This is a genomic window from Mesorhizobium sp. 113-1-2, assembly GCF_016756475.1.
Lineage (GTDB): Bacteria > Pseudomonadota > Alphaproteobacteria > Rhizobiales > Rhizobiaceae > Mesorhizobium > Mesorhizobium loti_C.
On record NZ_AP023242.1, the window covers coordinates 4,404,666 to 4,419,620 of the forward strand.

The following is a 14,955-nucleotide window of genomic DNA, read 5'->3' on the forward strand; positions in this document are numbered from 1 at the left end:
GCCGAACAGCGCCATGGGGCGCCGTTCGGCCCGTCTTCGTTTTCAGCTGTTGACACGTCTCTCCGTCCGTGCAGAAATTGGTTGGACCATTGGACCACTTGGAGAGAGCGTGGACCAGAACAGCCTGCCACCCATTCAGACGACGGCGCGTGACGACGCCGTTCTGAAGGCGTTGGTGGGCTTTGTTCGCGCCGAGGCGCTGCAGCCCGGCGATCGGCTGCCGACCGAACGCATCCTGGCCGAGCGGCTGAAGGTCAGCCGCAACACGGTGCGCGAGGCGCTGACGCGTTGGGAGGGGCTAGGTCTCGTCGAGCGCCGGCAAGGAAGCGGCACCTATCTCAAGGCGGCCGTGTCACCCGATATGCTGCACATGCCGCTGACGCTGGCCGGCGGCAACGACTTCACCAGCCTGATGCATACGCTTGAAATCCGCCGCGCGCTGGAGGCGGAGGCGGCGGCCCTTTGCGCCGAACGCGCCAGCCCGGCCGACATTGCCGAGATCGAGCGCAAGCTCGACATCATGGAGCAGGCGTTCCGCACCCGTGACGGCATGTCTTCGGAAGAGGACTGGGAGTTCCACCAGGCGATCTACCGGGTCTCCGGCAATCCGCTGTTCGAACAGATCATCGCCGCCATGCATGAGCTGTTCCATCGCTTCTGGGAACATCCGCTCGGCGTGCGTGATTTCGGCCACGCCAGCTTTCCCTATCACCGCACCATCTACGAATGCATCGCCGCGCGCGACCCGCAAGGCGCCCGCGCCGAAGCGCTCAAGCTGATCGCCACCGTCGAGGACGATCTGAAGCGCGGTGCTGCCAAACTCAAACTTTCGAGCCATACATGAACGAGCATCCCTCAGGTTTCGACCATGATTATCTTGCCGAGGCGGCGACGCTTTTGGCGCATGACGAACCGTTTCCGGGTGGCGCGGTGGTGCCGCCGATCTACCAAACGTCGCTGTTCACCTTCGCCAATTATGCCGAAATGGCTGACACCTTTGCCGGCAAACGAAAGCAGCCGATCTATTCGCGCGGCGACAATCCGACGGTGATGGAGTTCGAGGCGCGCGTGGCCGCACTCGAGGGTGCGGAGGCCGCGCGCGGCTTTTCCAGCGGCATGGCGGCGATCAGCGCCACCGTGCTTGCCTTTGTCGGGGCGGGCGAACGTATCGTGGCGGTGCGCAACTGCTATGGCGATGCCTACCGGCTGTTCGAGCGGCTCCTGCCGCGCCTCAACATCAAGGTCGACTATGTCGACGGCTGCGATCCGGATGCGGTGGCGGCGGCACTTCCCGGTGCCAAGCTGCTTTACCTGGAAAGCCCGACCTCGATGATGTTCGAGCTGCAGGACATCGCGCATCTAGCTCGGCTGGCGAAAGAGCAAGGCATCATAACCACCATCGACAATTCCTGGGCCTCGCCGGTGTTCCAGAAGCCGATCAGCCATGGCGTCGACCTGGTGCTGCATTCGGCCTCGAAATATCTCGGTGGCCACAGCGACACGGTCGCCGGTGTGGTGGCGGGCTCGGCCGCGCACATCAAGCACATCAACGAGCAGACCTATTCCTATCTCGGCGGCAAGCTGTCGCCGTTCGAGGCCTGGCTGCTGTTGCGCGGGCTGCGCACGCTGCCGCTGCGCCTGCCGCACCACATGAAGAGCGGGCTGACCATAGCCGAACGGCTGAAGGCGCATGCCAATGTCGAGCGCGTCAACCATCCCGTCTATTCGAACCATCCCGGCAAGGCGACGTTGGCCGGTTATGCCGGACTGTTCTCCTTCGAGGTGACGGACGATATCGACATCCCCGTCTTCGTCGACGCGCTGAAATATTTCCGCATCGGCGTCAGCTGGGGCGGGCATGAAAGCCTGGTCGTGCCGGCCAAGGCGTCGCTGGAGCAGACGCCGGGACTGAATTCGATGGCGCGCTTCGGCGTCAGCCCCCGAACCATCCGCTTCAATGTCGGATTGGAAAGTGTCGAAGACCTCTGGGCCGATGTCGCCCAGGCCTTCGAAAAAGCCAGAAAATAACAAGCGGGTTCAAAATGGGAGTCTTGAACATGAAAAAACTGACCGTCATGCTTGCCACCGTCGCGGGGCTGGCGATTTCCGCCGGAGGCGCGCTGGCCGATTCGACCCTGAAAATGGTCGAAGTCATCACCAGCCCGCCGCGCACCGAATTCCTGAAAAAGCAGATCGCCGAGTTCGAAGCCGCTAACCCCGGCGTCAAGGTCGAGCTGGTCTCGCTGCCCTGGGGCCAGGCCTTTGAAAAATTCCTCACCATGGTTCAGGCTGGCGACACGCCCGACGTGGTTGAGATGCCGGAGCGCTGGATGGGCCTCTATGCCAACAATGCCCAGCTCGAGGACCTCGGCCCCTATATGGCCAAATGGGATGACGCCAAGACGCTCGGCGACCGCGCCAAGCAGTTCGGCTCGACGGTCAACAACACCCAGTACATGATCCCGTACGGCTACTATGTGAACGCGCTGTTCTGGAACAAGAAGCTGTTCAAGCAAGCCGGCCTCGACGGCCCGCCGGCCACGCTCGACGAGTTCGTCGCCGACTCCAAGAAGATCTCGGCCATTCCGGGCAAGTACGGCTACTGCCTGCGCGGCGGCCCCGGCGCCTTCAACGGCATGCATATGTTCATGAACATCGCTCAGGGCAAGGGCGGCTACTTCAACGAGGATGGCACCTCGACCATCAACGACGAGGGCTCGGTCAAGGGCCTGCAGATGCTGGCCGACATGTACAAGGACGGACTGGCGCCGAAGGATGCGGTGAGCTGGGGCTTCAACGAAACCGTCACCGGCTTCTATTCCGGCACCTGCGCCATGCTCAACCAGGACCCGGATGCGCTGCTCGGCATCGCCGACAAGATGAGCGCCGACGACTTCGCCGTGGCGCCGCTGCCTGTCGGGCCAAGCGGAAAATCCTATCCGACGCTCGGCTATGCCGGTTGGGCGATGTTCGCCAACTCCCAGCACAAGGATGATGCCTGGAAGCTGATGGCGACGCTGCTCTCGCCCAAGGATAATCTCGAATGGGCCAAGGAAGTCGGCGTCGTGCCGATCCATAAAGGTGCCGACCAGGATCCCCATTTCAAGACCGAGCAGTTCAAGGGCTGGTTCACCGAGCTCAGCGACACCTCCAAATATGAAATGGTGACGCCGCCGACGCATCTGGAAAACCTCGGCAATTTCGTCGACCAGGTGGCGATCAAGAATTTCCAGGAAGTGCTGCTTGGCCAGAAGACGGCCAAGGAGGCAGCCGACGCATGGGCTGCTTTCCTGACCAAGGAGCAACAGGACTGGCTGGCGAAGAACAAGAAGTAGTTTTTTCTTCCCTTCTCCCCGTTCATGGGGAGAAGGTGGCCCGAAAGGGCCGGATGAGGGGCGGCGCCAGCACCCCCAAGGCTCACGCTGCCCCTCATCTGCTGGCATCTTTTCCCCGTGAACGGGGAGAAGGACGCTCGTCACCAATCCTGACGCTTCTTGGAGCCGTTCCACAGCCAATGACCTATGCCGTGTCCGAAATCCGATCCGCAGGCCAGCCGCGAAAGAGGCGGCTTTCCTACGCAAATTTCGAGCCTTGGCTCTATCTCAGCCCGGCGATCATCCTGCTGGTCGTGGTGCTTTTGGTGCCGCTGGTCATCGGCATCAGCTATTCCTTCCGCAAATTCTCGGCCTTCAAATCCGAATATGTCGGGCTCGGCCAGTATCAGGCCATGCTGTCGGACCAGGTGCTGGGGCAGGCGCTGGTCAACACGCTGTGGTGGACGGTCGCCAGCCTGTTCTTCCAGTTCTTCCTCGGCCTTGGCCTGGCGCTGCTGCTCGACAAGCCGTTCCGGGGCCGCAAGGTGGTGCAGGCGCTGGTGTTCCTGCCATGGGCGGTGCCGTCCTTCCTGTCGGGCCTGACCTGGGCCTGGCTGTTCAACCCGATCGTCGGGCCGCTGCCGCACTGGTTGTTCGCGCTAGGGCTGAAGGCAGAGCCGACCAATGTGCTCTCCGATCCTGCCACGGCCATGTGGGGGCCGATCATTGCCAATGTCTGGTTCGGCATTCCGTTCTTCGCCATCACGCTTTTGGCGGCGTTGAAATCGATTCCGTCGGAACTGCATGAGGCGGCGGCGATCGACGGCGCTTCGCCCTGGCAGCGCTTCACCAAGGTGACGCTGCCGTTCCTGGCGCCGACGATCGCCATCACCGTGATGCTGCGCACGATCTGGATCGCCACCTTCGCCGACCTGATCTTTGTCATGACCGAGGGCGGACCGGCCGGCTCGACCAACACGGTGCCGGTCTACATCTATGTCAGCGCCTTCAAATCGCTGGACAAGGGCTATGCCTCGGCGGTGGCCGTGCTGCTGCTTGTGCTGCTCATCGCCTATGCAATCGCGCTGATCGCTATCCGCCGCTCGCTGGTGAGGCACGTCTGATGATCGCGGGACGCTCAACCTCACAACGGTTCTTCGGCGGCGTTGGCCTCTACGCGGCGATCGCGGCCTATGTGGTCTTCGCCCTGTTCCCGATCTACTGGACGCTGAAGATCTCAGTGACGCCGGAGCGGCTGCTCTATTCCGAAGGCATCACCTTCTGGCCATCGCACATGACGCTGCAGAATTTCGTCACCGTGCTCGAGGCCACCGATTTCCCACGCTATTTCCTCAACAGCGTCATCGTTTCGGTGTCGACCGCGGCACTGGTGACGGTCATCGCCACGCTTGCCGGCTACGCCATGTCGCGCTTCACGTTTCGGGGCAAGGCGGCTCTCGCGCTGATGCTGCTCCTGACCCAGACGTTTCCGCTGGTGATGGTCATTCCGCCGATCTACCGCGTGATGGGTCAGATCGGCCTGATCAACAGCCTGACCGGGCTGATCATCATCTACACCGCCTTCAACACCGCCTTCGCCACCTTCCTGATGCAGTCCTTCTTCGACGGTATCCCCAAAGATCTGGAGGAGGCCGCGATGATCGACGGCTGCACCCGCGCGCAGGCGATGCGCAAGGTGATCGTGCCGCTGACGCTGCCCGGCATGGGCGCGACGCTCGGCTTCGTCTTCACCGCCGCCTGGAGCGAGCTTCTGTTCGCATTGATGCTGATTTCCAGCGACGACCAGAAGACTTTTGCCGTCGGCCTGCTCACCTTCATCGGCAAGTTCGCCGTCGACTGGGGGCAGATGATGGCGGCGTCGATCCTGGCGCTGGTCCCGGTCTGCATCTTCTTCGCTTTCCTGCAACGCTATCTCGTCACCGGCCTGACCGCCGGCGCCGTCAAAGGATAGATCGATGGCTTCTGTTACGCTCGACAAGATCCGCAAGGATTATGGCGCCGTCCGCGTCCTGCATGCGGTCGACCTTGAAATCGCCGATGGCGAGTTCGTCGTCCTGGTCGGCCCGTCCGGCTGCGGCAAGTCCACGCTTTTGCGCATGATCGCCGGGCTGGAGGAAGCCTCCGGTGGCGAGATCCGCATCGGCGATCGGCTGGTCAATGACGTCGCACCGAAGGACCGCGACATCGCCATGGTGTTCCAGTCCTACGCGCTCTATCCGCATATGGACGTGTCGAAGAACATGGGCTTCAGCCTGCTGTTGAAGAAGGCGCAGAAGTCCACGATCGACGCCAGGGTCGATGGTGCGGCCAAGCGGCTGGGCCTGGACACCTATCTGCAGCGCCTGCCGCGGCAGCTGTCCGGCGGCCAGCGCCAGCGCGTGGCCATGGGCCGCGCCATCGTGCGCGATCCCAAGGTCTTTCTCTTCGACGAGCCGCTGTCCAACCTCGATGCCAAGCTGCGTGTCCATATGCGCGCCGAGATCAAGGCGCTGCACCAGCAATTGAAGACCACCTCTGTCTATGTCACCCACGACCAGATCGAGGCGATGACCATGGCCGACCGGATCGTCGTCATGCATGACGGGCTGATCCAGCAGGTCGGCGCGCCGCTCGATCTCTATGACCGCCCGGCCAACATGTTCGTTGCGGGTTTCATCGGCTCTCCGGGCATGAATTTCCTGCCGGCAACGGTGGCGAAGGGCGGCAAGGTGGACGCCGTGCTTTCCGATGGCCAGAAGCTGCGGCTGCCGGATGGCTTGCCGCTCAAGGACGGCGACGCGATCACCATCGGCCTGCGGCCCGAACATATAAGGCTGGCCGATGACGGCGCGCTGCAGAGCGAGGTGGTGGTGGTGGAGCCGCTCGGGCTGTCGACGCAGTTCTACGTCAAACTGGCCAACCAGCAGCTCTGCGTCTTCGCCATGGGCCGCGCTGGCGTGAAGCCTGGCGATACGGTGCGGCTGGCCGCCGATCCGGTGTCGCTGCATCTGTTCGATCCGAAAAGCGGCGATCGCATCGGCTGAGGGAAATTCAGCCGGGCTGAGGGAACTCAGCCGCAGGCTCCGCCTTGCAAACAAAAACGCCGCCCGATGGGCGGCGTTTTTGTTTGCAAGGGGAAAACCCAGATTACTTGATCTTGGTTTCCTTGAATTCGACGTGCTTCTTGGCGACCGGGTCGTACTTGCGGAACGACAGCTTGTCGGTCTTGGTGCGGCTGTTCTTGCTGGTGACGTAGAAGAAACCGGTGTCGGCGGTCGACAGAAGCTTGATCTTGATGTTTGCGGCTTTGGCCATGATATCAGTCCGTTATGTTCGTGGGGTTTTGGCCGCTGGAGCACGGGAAAACACCCGGACGCGGGAAACTTGGCGCGACACATAAAGAACGTGCCCGGAAAGTCAAGCCCGGCGGAGCCTCTCTCTTCCTTCTCCTCTTGTGGGAGAAGGTGGATCGGCGCGCAGCGCCGAGACGGTTGATGGGTGTGTGACGGAGTGCCGTCATTGCCAAGCTGGAGCACCCCTCATCCGACCGAGCTTCGCTCGGCCACCTTCTCCCACAGGGGGAGAAGGGAAGGCCGGTCTAGGCTTCTTCTTTAACCGCCGCAACCTTCTTCCAGTCTCCGGTCGTGTTCCACCAGCGATTCGGATTGGCGCGGTCGTCGAGCCCCTTGGAGCGGCTGGCGAGGATCGGCTGGATACGGATCACCGGCTCCTGATAGGAATGGGCCTGGAAAATCGCCTCGACGACTCGGGCAGCCAGCGCCTGGTCGTCGGGCAGTTCGAAGGAGACCTCGACCGTGCCCGGGCGGCGCCGCAATTCGGTTTCGGTGCCGGCCGCGGCACCTTCGAGCGGCCTGTAGCGCTCGATACCGTGCGCCGACTGATAGGCGTTGCGGTCATACTTGCCCATGACCAGCGGGGCGATCGCAACCACCGCGTCCATGATGCGGTCGACATCCGCCGCCGGAGCCTGGAAGGTCACAAGCAGCAGGAGCGTCATGCGCAGGGATGTGGTTTCAAAGCCGCTGTCGATCATGGGAGTGTCCTCAACGTCCGATGTTTTGGGACACTCTTTTACCCTGGGGCTCCTGACACGGTTCTGTCAGCAGCGGTCGCTTGTCAAAGGGTCAAAGGAGAATCTTGCGGACGAGCCTGACGCCAACCAGCGCCATGTAGGCGGCGAAGAACAGGCCGAGCGACCAGCCGAAGCCTGAAGGCCCGAAACTGTCCATGCCGATGCCGATGGCCTGTGGGCCAAGCACCATGCCGACGCCGTAACACAGCACGAAGGCGGCATTGGCCGACGCCAGTTCGTGACCGGAGAGCTGCGAACCGAGATGGGCGAGGCCGATCGTGTACATGGCCGCGACGACACCGCCCCAGACGAACAGAAGCGCTGCCATCAAGTGCCAGTTCGCGGCAAAGAAGGGCATGAACAGCGTGCCTGCAAGGCCAACCGTGGCGCAGGCGAGCAGCAGATAGCGCCGGTCCGAAACACGGTCGCTGATCATGCCGATCGGGATTTGCAAGAGCACATTGCCAAGGCCGATCATGGTCAGCAGCAATGCGGCGTCGGCTTCGGAATAGCCGATGCGGTTGCCATAGACCGGGAACAGCGCGAAGCCGCCTGTCTCGACCGCGCCGAACACCAGCACGGCAAAAGTCGCGGTGGGCACCAGCCAGATGTAGCGCAGAAAATTGCTGGTTTCGCCGTCGGCTACAATGCTCGGGCTTTCGTTGCGCGCCGCCAGCACCGGTATCGCGGCCAGCGTCACCAATCCAATGATGACGCCGAACGGCCTGAAGCCTGAGCTGCCGAGATGCGCGAACAGCCACGGCCCGGCGGCAAAACCAAGCGACAGGACGGTGGCGTAGATGCCTAGGACAAGGCCGCGGCGATGTGGCGGTGCCGAGGTGCTGATCCAGAATTCCGACAGGATGAACAGAACCGTCAAGGCGATATGCAGCACGATGCGCAGCGGGAACCACATCCAGAAGTCGGGCGCGAAATGGAAGCCGACGAATGCCAGCGCGCCTGTGGCGATCATCGCGATCATGGTCCAGGCGACGCCAAAGCGCATGGCGAGCGGTGTCGCCAGCGGCGCACCGGCAATCGAGGCCAGACCGGCGACGGCCGTGTTGAGGCCGATCATCGAAGCCGAGTGGCCGCGCGTTTCCAAGATGACGCTGAGCAGTGGCATGCCGAGGCCAATAGCGATGCCGACGACGCTGATAGACGAAATCGCCGCCACCATCGGCAGCCAGTGTACGCGTTCGTCGCCCTGTGGTTGGGTATCGACCGTCATGGGATGCTGAATACTCTGTCTCGTTGATCTTACGCAATTCCGGACGGAAAACCGCGTCACACTCTTCCTGGAATTGCTCTACAGAAGTTCGCGGGTGAAGCGGTTGCGGACAAGCCGGTAGAAGGGCACGGGACCGCCCGGACGCAGCAGCGGATCATGGGCGAGGCGCCTTTCCAGCTCGTCCAGGATCATTCGGGTGATGTCGGGTATGTCGGCTTCCCTGGCCTTGGCAAGCGGCAGCCAGACCAGTTCCTCGAGTTCGTTGGTCGGACCGCCGCCCGGCAGTTCGACGGCCACGTCGCTGCGCCAGGCGCTGAAGAAACGCGTGTCGAAGCGGCGCACCCGGTTGGGCGGCGTGATGGCGCGCGCGATGAAGCGAAGCGTTTCGAGCGAAGGTCTTACGCCGTGTTCGACAAAACCTTGCCAGTCGCGCTTGTCGGTCGCAAAGGCGGCCTTCTTGCCGATCAGCAGACCGGCTTCCTCATAGGTCTCGCGGATTGCTGACAAGGCGACAGCGCGGGCTCGCGCGGCACTGGTGCGACCGGGACCTGCGAGCAGCTTTGCTTCCTCGTCGCGATGCAGTGCGGTGGCCGTCGCGATGCGGCTGTCGGCCGGATCGGTGCGGCCGCCGGGAAACACGAATTTTCCAGGCATGAAGGCGTGGCCGGCGTGACGGCGGCCCATCAGCACCAGCACCACATCGTCCTTGCGGTCGAGCAGGATCAAGGTCGCGGCATCACGCGGACGCAGGGGCCGGCCGCTATGCGCGGCAAGACCCTTGTCGAGCTTGTCGACATCCGCCTTGGTCATTGCTTCCATGCGCTGGACCTAGCGGAAACTTCTTGCAAACGAAAGTGGCCTTTCACGGTCGGTATATTGCGCCAGTAGCGCTTCAGGCGCCGTGGTGAGACTCCGCCCCATCCTTCTCGCCACCGAATCCGTGCATATAGAACGCCCATTGCAGTCCGATGACGGCGCCTTTGACAGGCTGCAGCAGGGCAACCGACAAAATGATGGTCAAGGGCACCCAGATGAGGATGTGCTGCCAGGTGGACAAGGTCGACGTCGCTTCGACGCCCATGAAGGCACCGAGAACGATGTGGCCGACGATGACGATGACCAGATAGGCAGGCAGGTCGTCGGCGCGATGGTGGTGGATTTCCTCGCCGCAGACGCTGCAGGTCTCGACGGTCTTGGTGAAACCGCGAAACAGCTTGCCTTCGCCGCAGTTCGGGCAGCGGCCCAGGAGGCCGCGCTTCATCGCCGTCCACAAGGGGCGGGCAACCCGGCCCGTGTGATGTTCGCCGCCGAAAACCTGTTCCTGTATCCCTAATTCTTTTGGCATCATCGTCTCCTGCCGCGCGAACCCGGCCGCGATTGCGACGCACGGGCGCGGCCCTTAGCCTTGTGAAACGACCTGGTAGAGCCTGGCAGGGGCTTTGGGTCGGTCAGCATCTCGAAGCGCATCGCGCCGGCCATTGGCGCCACCTCGACGAGCCTGACCTCGACGCGGTCCGCGAGCTGGTAGCCTTTGCCCGAGCGTTCTCCAAACAGGGAGCGAGCCGTTTCGTCGTATATATAGTAATCGCCGCCCAGAGTTGACACCGGGATGAAGCCATCTGCGCCAAACTGCGGCAATTGGACAAATAGTCCTGATTTGGTGACGCCGGAGATGCGGGCGTCAAACCGGTCGTCGATGCGCTCGGCGAGATAGGCCGCGATCAGCCGGTCGACTGTGTCACGCTCGGCCGCCATGGCGCGCCGCTCGGTGCCAGAGATCAATATCGCAACGTCTTCGAGGCGGGCTGCCTCATCCTGCGTCAGCCCTCCTGGACCGAGGCCGAGTGCGGCGATAAGCCCGCGATGCACGATCAGGTCGGCGTAACGACGGATCGGCGAGGTGAAATGCGCGTAGCGCCTGAGGTTGAGGCCGAAATGGCCAATATTCCCGGGTGAATATTCGGCCTGGCTCTGCGAGCGCAGCACCACCTCGTTGACCAGCGCCTCATTGTCGGCGCCGCGCACGCGCTCCAGAATGCCGTTGAACTGGCTGGGCCGCATCTGCGCGCCGCGCGCCAGCGACAGGCCCAGCGTCTGCAGAAACTCGCGCAACGATTCCTGCTTGGCGAGCGACGGCGCGTCATGGACGCGGTAAACCAGCGCCTGCTTCTTCGCTTCCAGCGACTCGGCGGCGGCAACATTGGCCTGAATCATGAATTCTTCGATGAGCTTATGAGCATCGAGCCGTTCCGGCACGATGACGCGGTCGACCGTGCCATCCGGCTTGAGCATGATCTTGCGCTCCGGCAGGTCGAGTTCGAGTGGCTGGCGGCCGTCGCGACCACGTTTCAGGATCGCATAGGCATCCCACAGCGGCTTCAGCACCGTGTCGAGGATCGGGCCGGTCTTGTCGTCCGGCGCACCGTCGATCGCCGCCTGCGCCTGCGGGTAGGCGAGCTTCGCCGCGGATTTCATCATGACGCGGTGGAAGGAGTGCCTGATCTTGTGGCCATCGGCGGAGAAGGTCATGCGCACGGCCAACGCCGGGCGATCCTGGCCTTCGCGCAGCGAGCAGAGATCGTTGGAAATGCGCTCGGGCAGCATCGGCACGACGCGGTCCGGGAAATAGACCGAATTGCCGCGCTTCAAGGCTTCGCGGTCGAGGGCCGTGCCGTAGCGGACATAGGCGGCGACATCGGCGATGGCGACGGTGGCGATCACACCGCCCGGGTTCTTTTCGTCGAGATCGGGCGTGGCAAAGACCGCGTCGTCGTGGTCCTTGGCGTCGGCCGGATCGATGGTGACCAGCGGCAGGTCGCGCCAGTCCTCGCGATGATCCATCGTTGCCAGCTTGACCGCTTCGGATTCGGCGATGACATCGGCCGGGAAGATGTGCGGAATGTCGTGGGCGTGGATGGCGATCATCGAGACCGCCTTTTCGCTGGTCAGCGAGCCCAGCACGTTGAGAACCTTGGCGCGCGGCAACCCATAGCGGGAGGCACGCGCCGGCTCGACCTCGACCAGGTCGCCATTCTCAGCGCCGTTCTGGAATTCCTTGTCGACGATCAGTTCAGGCTGGCGGCGTTCCACCGGCTCGATGCGGAATGTGCCGTCCTTCAGTACGCGGAAAACGCCGAGAACGGCATCGGTGCGCTTCTCGAAGATCTTCATCACCCGGCCGGTGTAGGCGGGACCGGACGGATCGTCGGTCGGAAAGGTCTTGGCCAGCACGCGGTCGCCGATGCCCGGTGCTGGACCGTTGCCGCTGCGCGACACACGGATCGAGACGACGGGTGGCTCGCCCGTGCCCACGGACTCGGCCGGATGCGCCAGCAGGACACCGTCGCCGTCGCGGCCGAAAATGTCGAGCACGGCGACATGGGGCAGGGCGCCGACGCGGGCCAGCCGCTTGCGCTCCTTGGTGAGCACGCCTTCATCCTGCAGGTCGCGCAGGATGTCCTTCAGCCAGATGCGATCGTCGCCGCGCAGCGCGAAGGCCTTGGCGATGTCGCGCTTCCCGGCACGATCGGGATTTTCGGCGATGTAGCGCAGGATTTCGTCGCGCGAAGGCCTGTAGTCGTCCTTGACCTTGGCTCTCGTGTCGGCGGTGCGCGGATCGCCGTGGCTTCGTCCGGTGATCCTGCGCGCCACGCCGTCCTACCCTTTTTTCTTCGCGGCCGGCTTTTTGGCCGCTGTTTTCTTGGCTGCCGGCGCTTTGGCTGCTGCTGCTTTGCGGAACGGCTTCTTGCCGCCGCCGCCCTTGGCTTCCTTCTCGGCAATCAGCGCCAGCGCATCTTCAATCGTCACCGATTGCGGATCCTTGCCCTTGGGCAGCGTGGCGTTGACCTTGCCGAAATTCACGTAAGGTCCGTATTTGCCGTCGCGCACGACGATCTTGCCGCCGCCGTCCGGATGGTCGCCAAGTTCCTTGAGGGCGGCTGCAGTGCCGCCGTTACGGCCACCCTTGCCCTTCGACTGCTTCTCGGCAATCACGGTGACGGCGCGGTTGAGGCCGATGGAGAACACATCCTCGATGCTGTCGAGATTGGCGTAGGTGCCGTCGTGCAGCACGAACGGGCCGTAGCGGCCGAGCCCGGCCGAGATCATCTTGGACGTTTCAGGATGTTTGCCGATATCGCGCGGCAGCGCCAGCAAAGCGAGCGCCTTCTCATGGTCGATGGATTCGGGCGTCCAGCCCTTGGGCAAGCTTGAGCGCTTGGCTTCCTTGCCGTCGCCGCGCTGGAGATAGGGGCCGAAGCGGCCCGAGCGCAACGTGATTTCCTCGGCTGTATAAGGATCATTGCCGAGCACCTTGGTGCCCTCCTCGCCGCCGCCATTCTCGCCATTGGGGTTGGCGGCGTCGCCGAGCTGGCGGGTGAACGAGCATTCCGGATAGTTCGAGCAGCCGACGAAAGCGCCGAACTTGCCGAGCTTCAGCGACAGATTGCCGGTGCCGCATTTCGGGCAGATGCGCGGGTTGGAGCCGTCTTCCCGCGTCGGGAACACCAGCGGCGCCAGTTCCTCGTTCAGCGCATCGAGGACGTCGGTGACGCGCAGTTCCTTGATGTCGGCGACGGCGCCGGAAAAATCCTTCCAGAAGTCGCGCAGCACATCTTTCCAGGCGAGCTTACCGTCGGAAATCTCGTCGAGCTTTTCCTCCAGCGATGCGGTGAAATCATATTCGACGTAACGTTCGAAGAAGCTTTCGAGGAAGGCCGACAGCAGGCGGCCCTTGGCCTGCGGCACCAGCCGGCGCTTGTCGATCGTGACATAGTCGCGGTCTTCCAGCGTCTTCAGGATCGCCGTATAGGTCGACGGGCGACCGATGCCGAGTTCTTCCAGCTTCTTGATCAGTGTCGCTTCTGAATAGCGTGGCGGCGGCTCGGTGGTGTGTTGGGTGGCGTTGATCGCCTGGCGGGCAAGCTGCTCGCCGGCCCGGATTTCGGGCAGACGGCGGTTTTCCTCGTCTTCCGCGTCGTCGTCCTTCTGGTCGGTATAGGCGGCGATGAAGCCGTCGAAGCGAACGACCGAACCGACGGCGCGAAGCTCGGCGGTACGGGCGCCGTTGACTGCCTCGATCTCGACGGTGGTGCGTTCGATCTCGGCCGGCTGCATCTGGCTGGCGATGGCGCGTTTCCAGATCAGCTCATAAAGCCGCAGCTGGTCGGAATCGAGATATTGCCGGACCGATGCCGGGGTGCGCATGAAATCCGTCGGGCGGATCGCCTCGTGCGCTTCCTGGGCGTTCTTGGCCTTGGTCGTGTAGAAACGCGGCTTTTCCGGCAGGTATTTTGGACCGAATTCCTTGGCAATGGCGTCGCGGGCGGCGTCGATCGCCTCCGGCGCCATCTGCACACCGTCGGTTCGCATATAGGTGATCAGGCCGGTGGTTTCGCCGCCGATCTCCATGCCTTCATAGAGCCGCTGCGCCACCTGCATGGTGCGGGTGGCGGAAAAACCGAGGCCCGAGGAGGCGGCCTGCTGCAGCGTCGAGGTGGTGAAGGGCGGGCCGGGATTGCGCTTGGTCGGTTTGGCTTCGACGGACAGCGCCTTGAAGGTCGCGCCCTCGAGCATCGCCTTGATGTCGTCGGCCTGCGCCTTGTTGGCGATGTCGAGCTTTTGCAGCTTCTTGCGCTCGAAGGCGGTCAGCCGCGCCTCGAAAGTCTCGTTGCGCGGCGTGCCGAGGATGGCAGCGATCTGCCAATATTCCTCGCGGATAAAGCGTTCGATTTCGGATTCGCGGTCGCAGACCAGGCGCAGCGCCACCGACTGGACACGGCCGGCGGAACGGGCGCCCGGCAATTTGCGCCACAGCACCGGCGACAGTGTGAAGCCGACGAGATAGTCCAACGCCCGGCGGGCGAGATAGGCATCGACCAGCGGTCCATCGATCTGGCGCGGATTGGCCATGGCTTCCAGCACCGAGGACTTGGTGATGGCGTTGAAGACGACGCGGCTGACCGGCTTGTCCTTCAGCGCGCGCTTCTGCTTCAGCACTTCCAGCACATGCCAGGAGATGGCCTCGCCCTCGCGATCCGGGTCGGTGGCGAGGATCAGGCCGTCGGCATCCTTGACCGCCTTGGCGATGTCGGCGAGCCGCTTGCCCGATGCGGTGTCGACCGCCCAGGACATGGCGAAGTCTTCATCCGGGCGCACCGAACCGTCCTTGGCCGGCAGATCGCGGACATGCCCGAACGAGGCCAGAACCTTATAGTTCTTGCCGAGATATTTGTTGATTGTCTTCGCCTTGGCCGGCGATTCGACGACGACGACGTCCATGAGGTCTCATATCAGCTGTGGTGCGGCAGAAGAATTCC

13 protein-coding genes are annotated in these 14,955 nt (G+C 63.1%); 6 read left to right on the forward strand and 7 right to left on the reverse strand.

Annotation, left to right across the window (positions count from 1 at the left end; all coding sequences use genetic code 11):
* The first annotated feature begins 109 nt into the window (after nt 1–109).
* From JN279_RS21345 to JN279_RS21370, 6 genes are all read left to right on the forward strand, one after another.
* Complete coding sequence (locus tag JN279_RS21345) at nt 110–844, forward strand: FadR/GntR family transcriptional regulator (protein WP_202350177.1); 735 nt, start codon at nt 110–112, stop codon at nt 842–844.
* Entirely contained in the window at nt 841–2,028 is a 1,188-nt protein-coding gene (locus tag JN279_RS21350) for a PLP-dependent transferase (RefSeq protein WP_202350178.1), read from the forward strand. The genes JN279_RS21345 and JN279_RS21350 overlap by 4 nt, the downstream gene beginning before the upstream one ends.
* Before the next feature lie 29 nt (nt 2,029–2,057).
* Nucleotides 2,058–3,335, forward strand: a complete 1,278-nt coding sequence (locus tag JN279_RS21355) for an ABC transporter substrate-binding protein (protein ID WP_202350179.1) — start codon at nt 2,058–2,060, stop codon at nt 3,333–3,335.
* Nucleotides 3,336–3,514: 179 nt separating this feature from the next.
* Nucleotides 3,515–4,438 carry a carbohydrate ABC transporter permease gene (locus JN279_RS21360; protein ID WP_096446518.1) on the forward strand — a complete coding sequence of 308 codons (924 nt, stop codon included), beginning with the start codon at nt 3,515–3,517 and terminating at the stop codon, nt 4,436–4,438.
* Nucleotides 4,438–5,286 (forward strand): carbohydrate ABC transporter permease, encoded by an 849-nt coding sequence (locus JN279_RS21365; RefSeq protein ID WP_202350180.1) that lies wholly within the window; start codon nt 4,438–4,440, stop codon nt 5,284–5,286. The genes JN279_RS21360 and JN279_RS21365 overlap by 1 nt, the downstream gene beginning before the upstream one ends.
* Before the next feature lie 4 nt (nt 5,287–5,290).
* Complete coding sequence (locus JN279_RS21370; protein ID WP_202350181.1) at nt 5,291–6,358, forward strand: ABC transporter ATP-binding protein; 1,068 nt, start codon at nt 5,291–5,293, stop codon at nt 6,356–6,358.
* Nucleotides 6,359–6,461: 103 nt separating this feature from the next.
* Here JN279_RS21370 and rpmG read toward each other — a convergent pair whose 3' ends face one another.
* The 7 genes from rpmG to topA all read right to left on the reverse strand — a co-directional run bounded on the left by rpmG (nt 6,462) and on the right by topA (nt 14,917).
* Nucleotides 6,462–6,629, reverse strand: a complete 168-nt coding sequence (gene rpmG, locus JN279_RS21375) for a 50S ribosomal protein L33 (protein WP_006201775.1) — start codon at nt 6,627–6,629, stop codon at nt 6,462–6,464.
* A 283-nt stretch (nt 6,630–6,912) separates the two neighbouring features.
* Nucleotides 6,913–7,368 carry a hypothetical protein gene (locus tag JN279_RS21380; RefSeq protein WP_202350182.1) on the reverse strand — a complete coding sequence of 152 codons (456 nt, stop codon included), beginning with the start codon at nt 7,366–7,368 and terminating at the stop codon, nt 6,913–6,915.
* A 91-nt stretch (nt 7,369–7,459) separates the two neighbouring features.
* The gene (locus JN279_RS21385) at nt 7,460–8,638 is read right to left on the reverse strand and encodes an MFS transporter (protein ID WP_095200024.1); all 1,179 of its coding nucleotides are present in this window, start codon (nt 8,636–8,638) and stop codon (nt 7,460–7,462) included.
* Nucleotides 8,639–8,716: 78 nt separating this feature from the next.
* Nucleotides 8,717–9,457 carry an NUDIX hydrolase gene (locus tag JN279_RS21390; protein ID WP_096446510.1) on the reverse strand — a complete coding sequence of 247 codons (741 nt, stop codon included), beginning with the start codon at nt 9,455–9,457 and terminating at the stop codon, nt 8,717–8,719.
* Nucleotides 9,458–9,530: 73 nt separating this feature from the next.
* A complete protein-coding gene (locus tag JN279_RS21395) occupies nt 9,531–9,983 on the reverse strand; it encodes a DUF983 domain-containing protein (protein WP_096446508.1) in 453 nt (150 codons plus the stop codon).
* Nucleotides 9,983–12,289 (reverse strand): ribonuclease R, encoded by a 2,307-nt coding sequence (rnr, locus tag JN279_RS21400; RefSeq protein ID WP_096446506.1) that lies wholly within the window; start codon nt 12,287–12,289, stop codon nt 9,983–9,985. Before rnr ends, JN279_RS21395 begins: the two co-directional genes overlap by 1 nt.
* Nucleotides 12,290–12,295: 6 nt before the next feature.
* On the reverse strand, nt 12,296–14,917 hold the full coding sequence (gene topA, locus JN279_RS21405) for a type I DNA topoisomerase (RefSeq protein WP_096446504.1): 2,622 nt from the start codon (nt 14,915–14,917) through the stop codon (nt 12,296–12,298).
* Nucleotides 14,918–14,955: the final 38 nt, after the last annotated feature.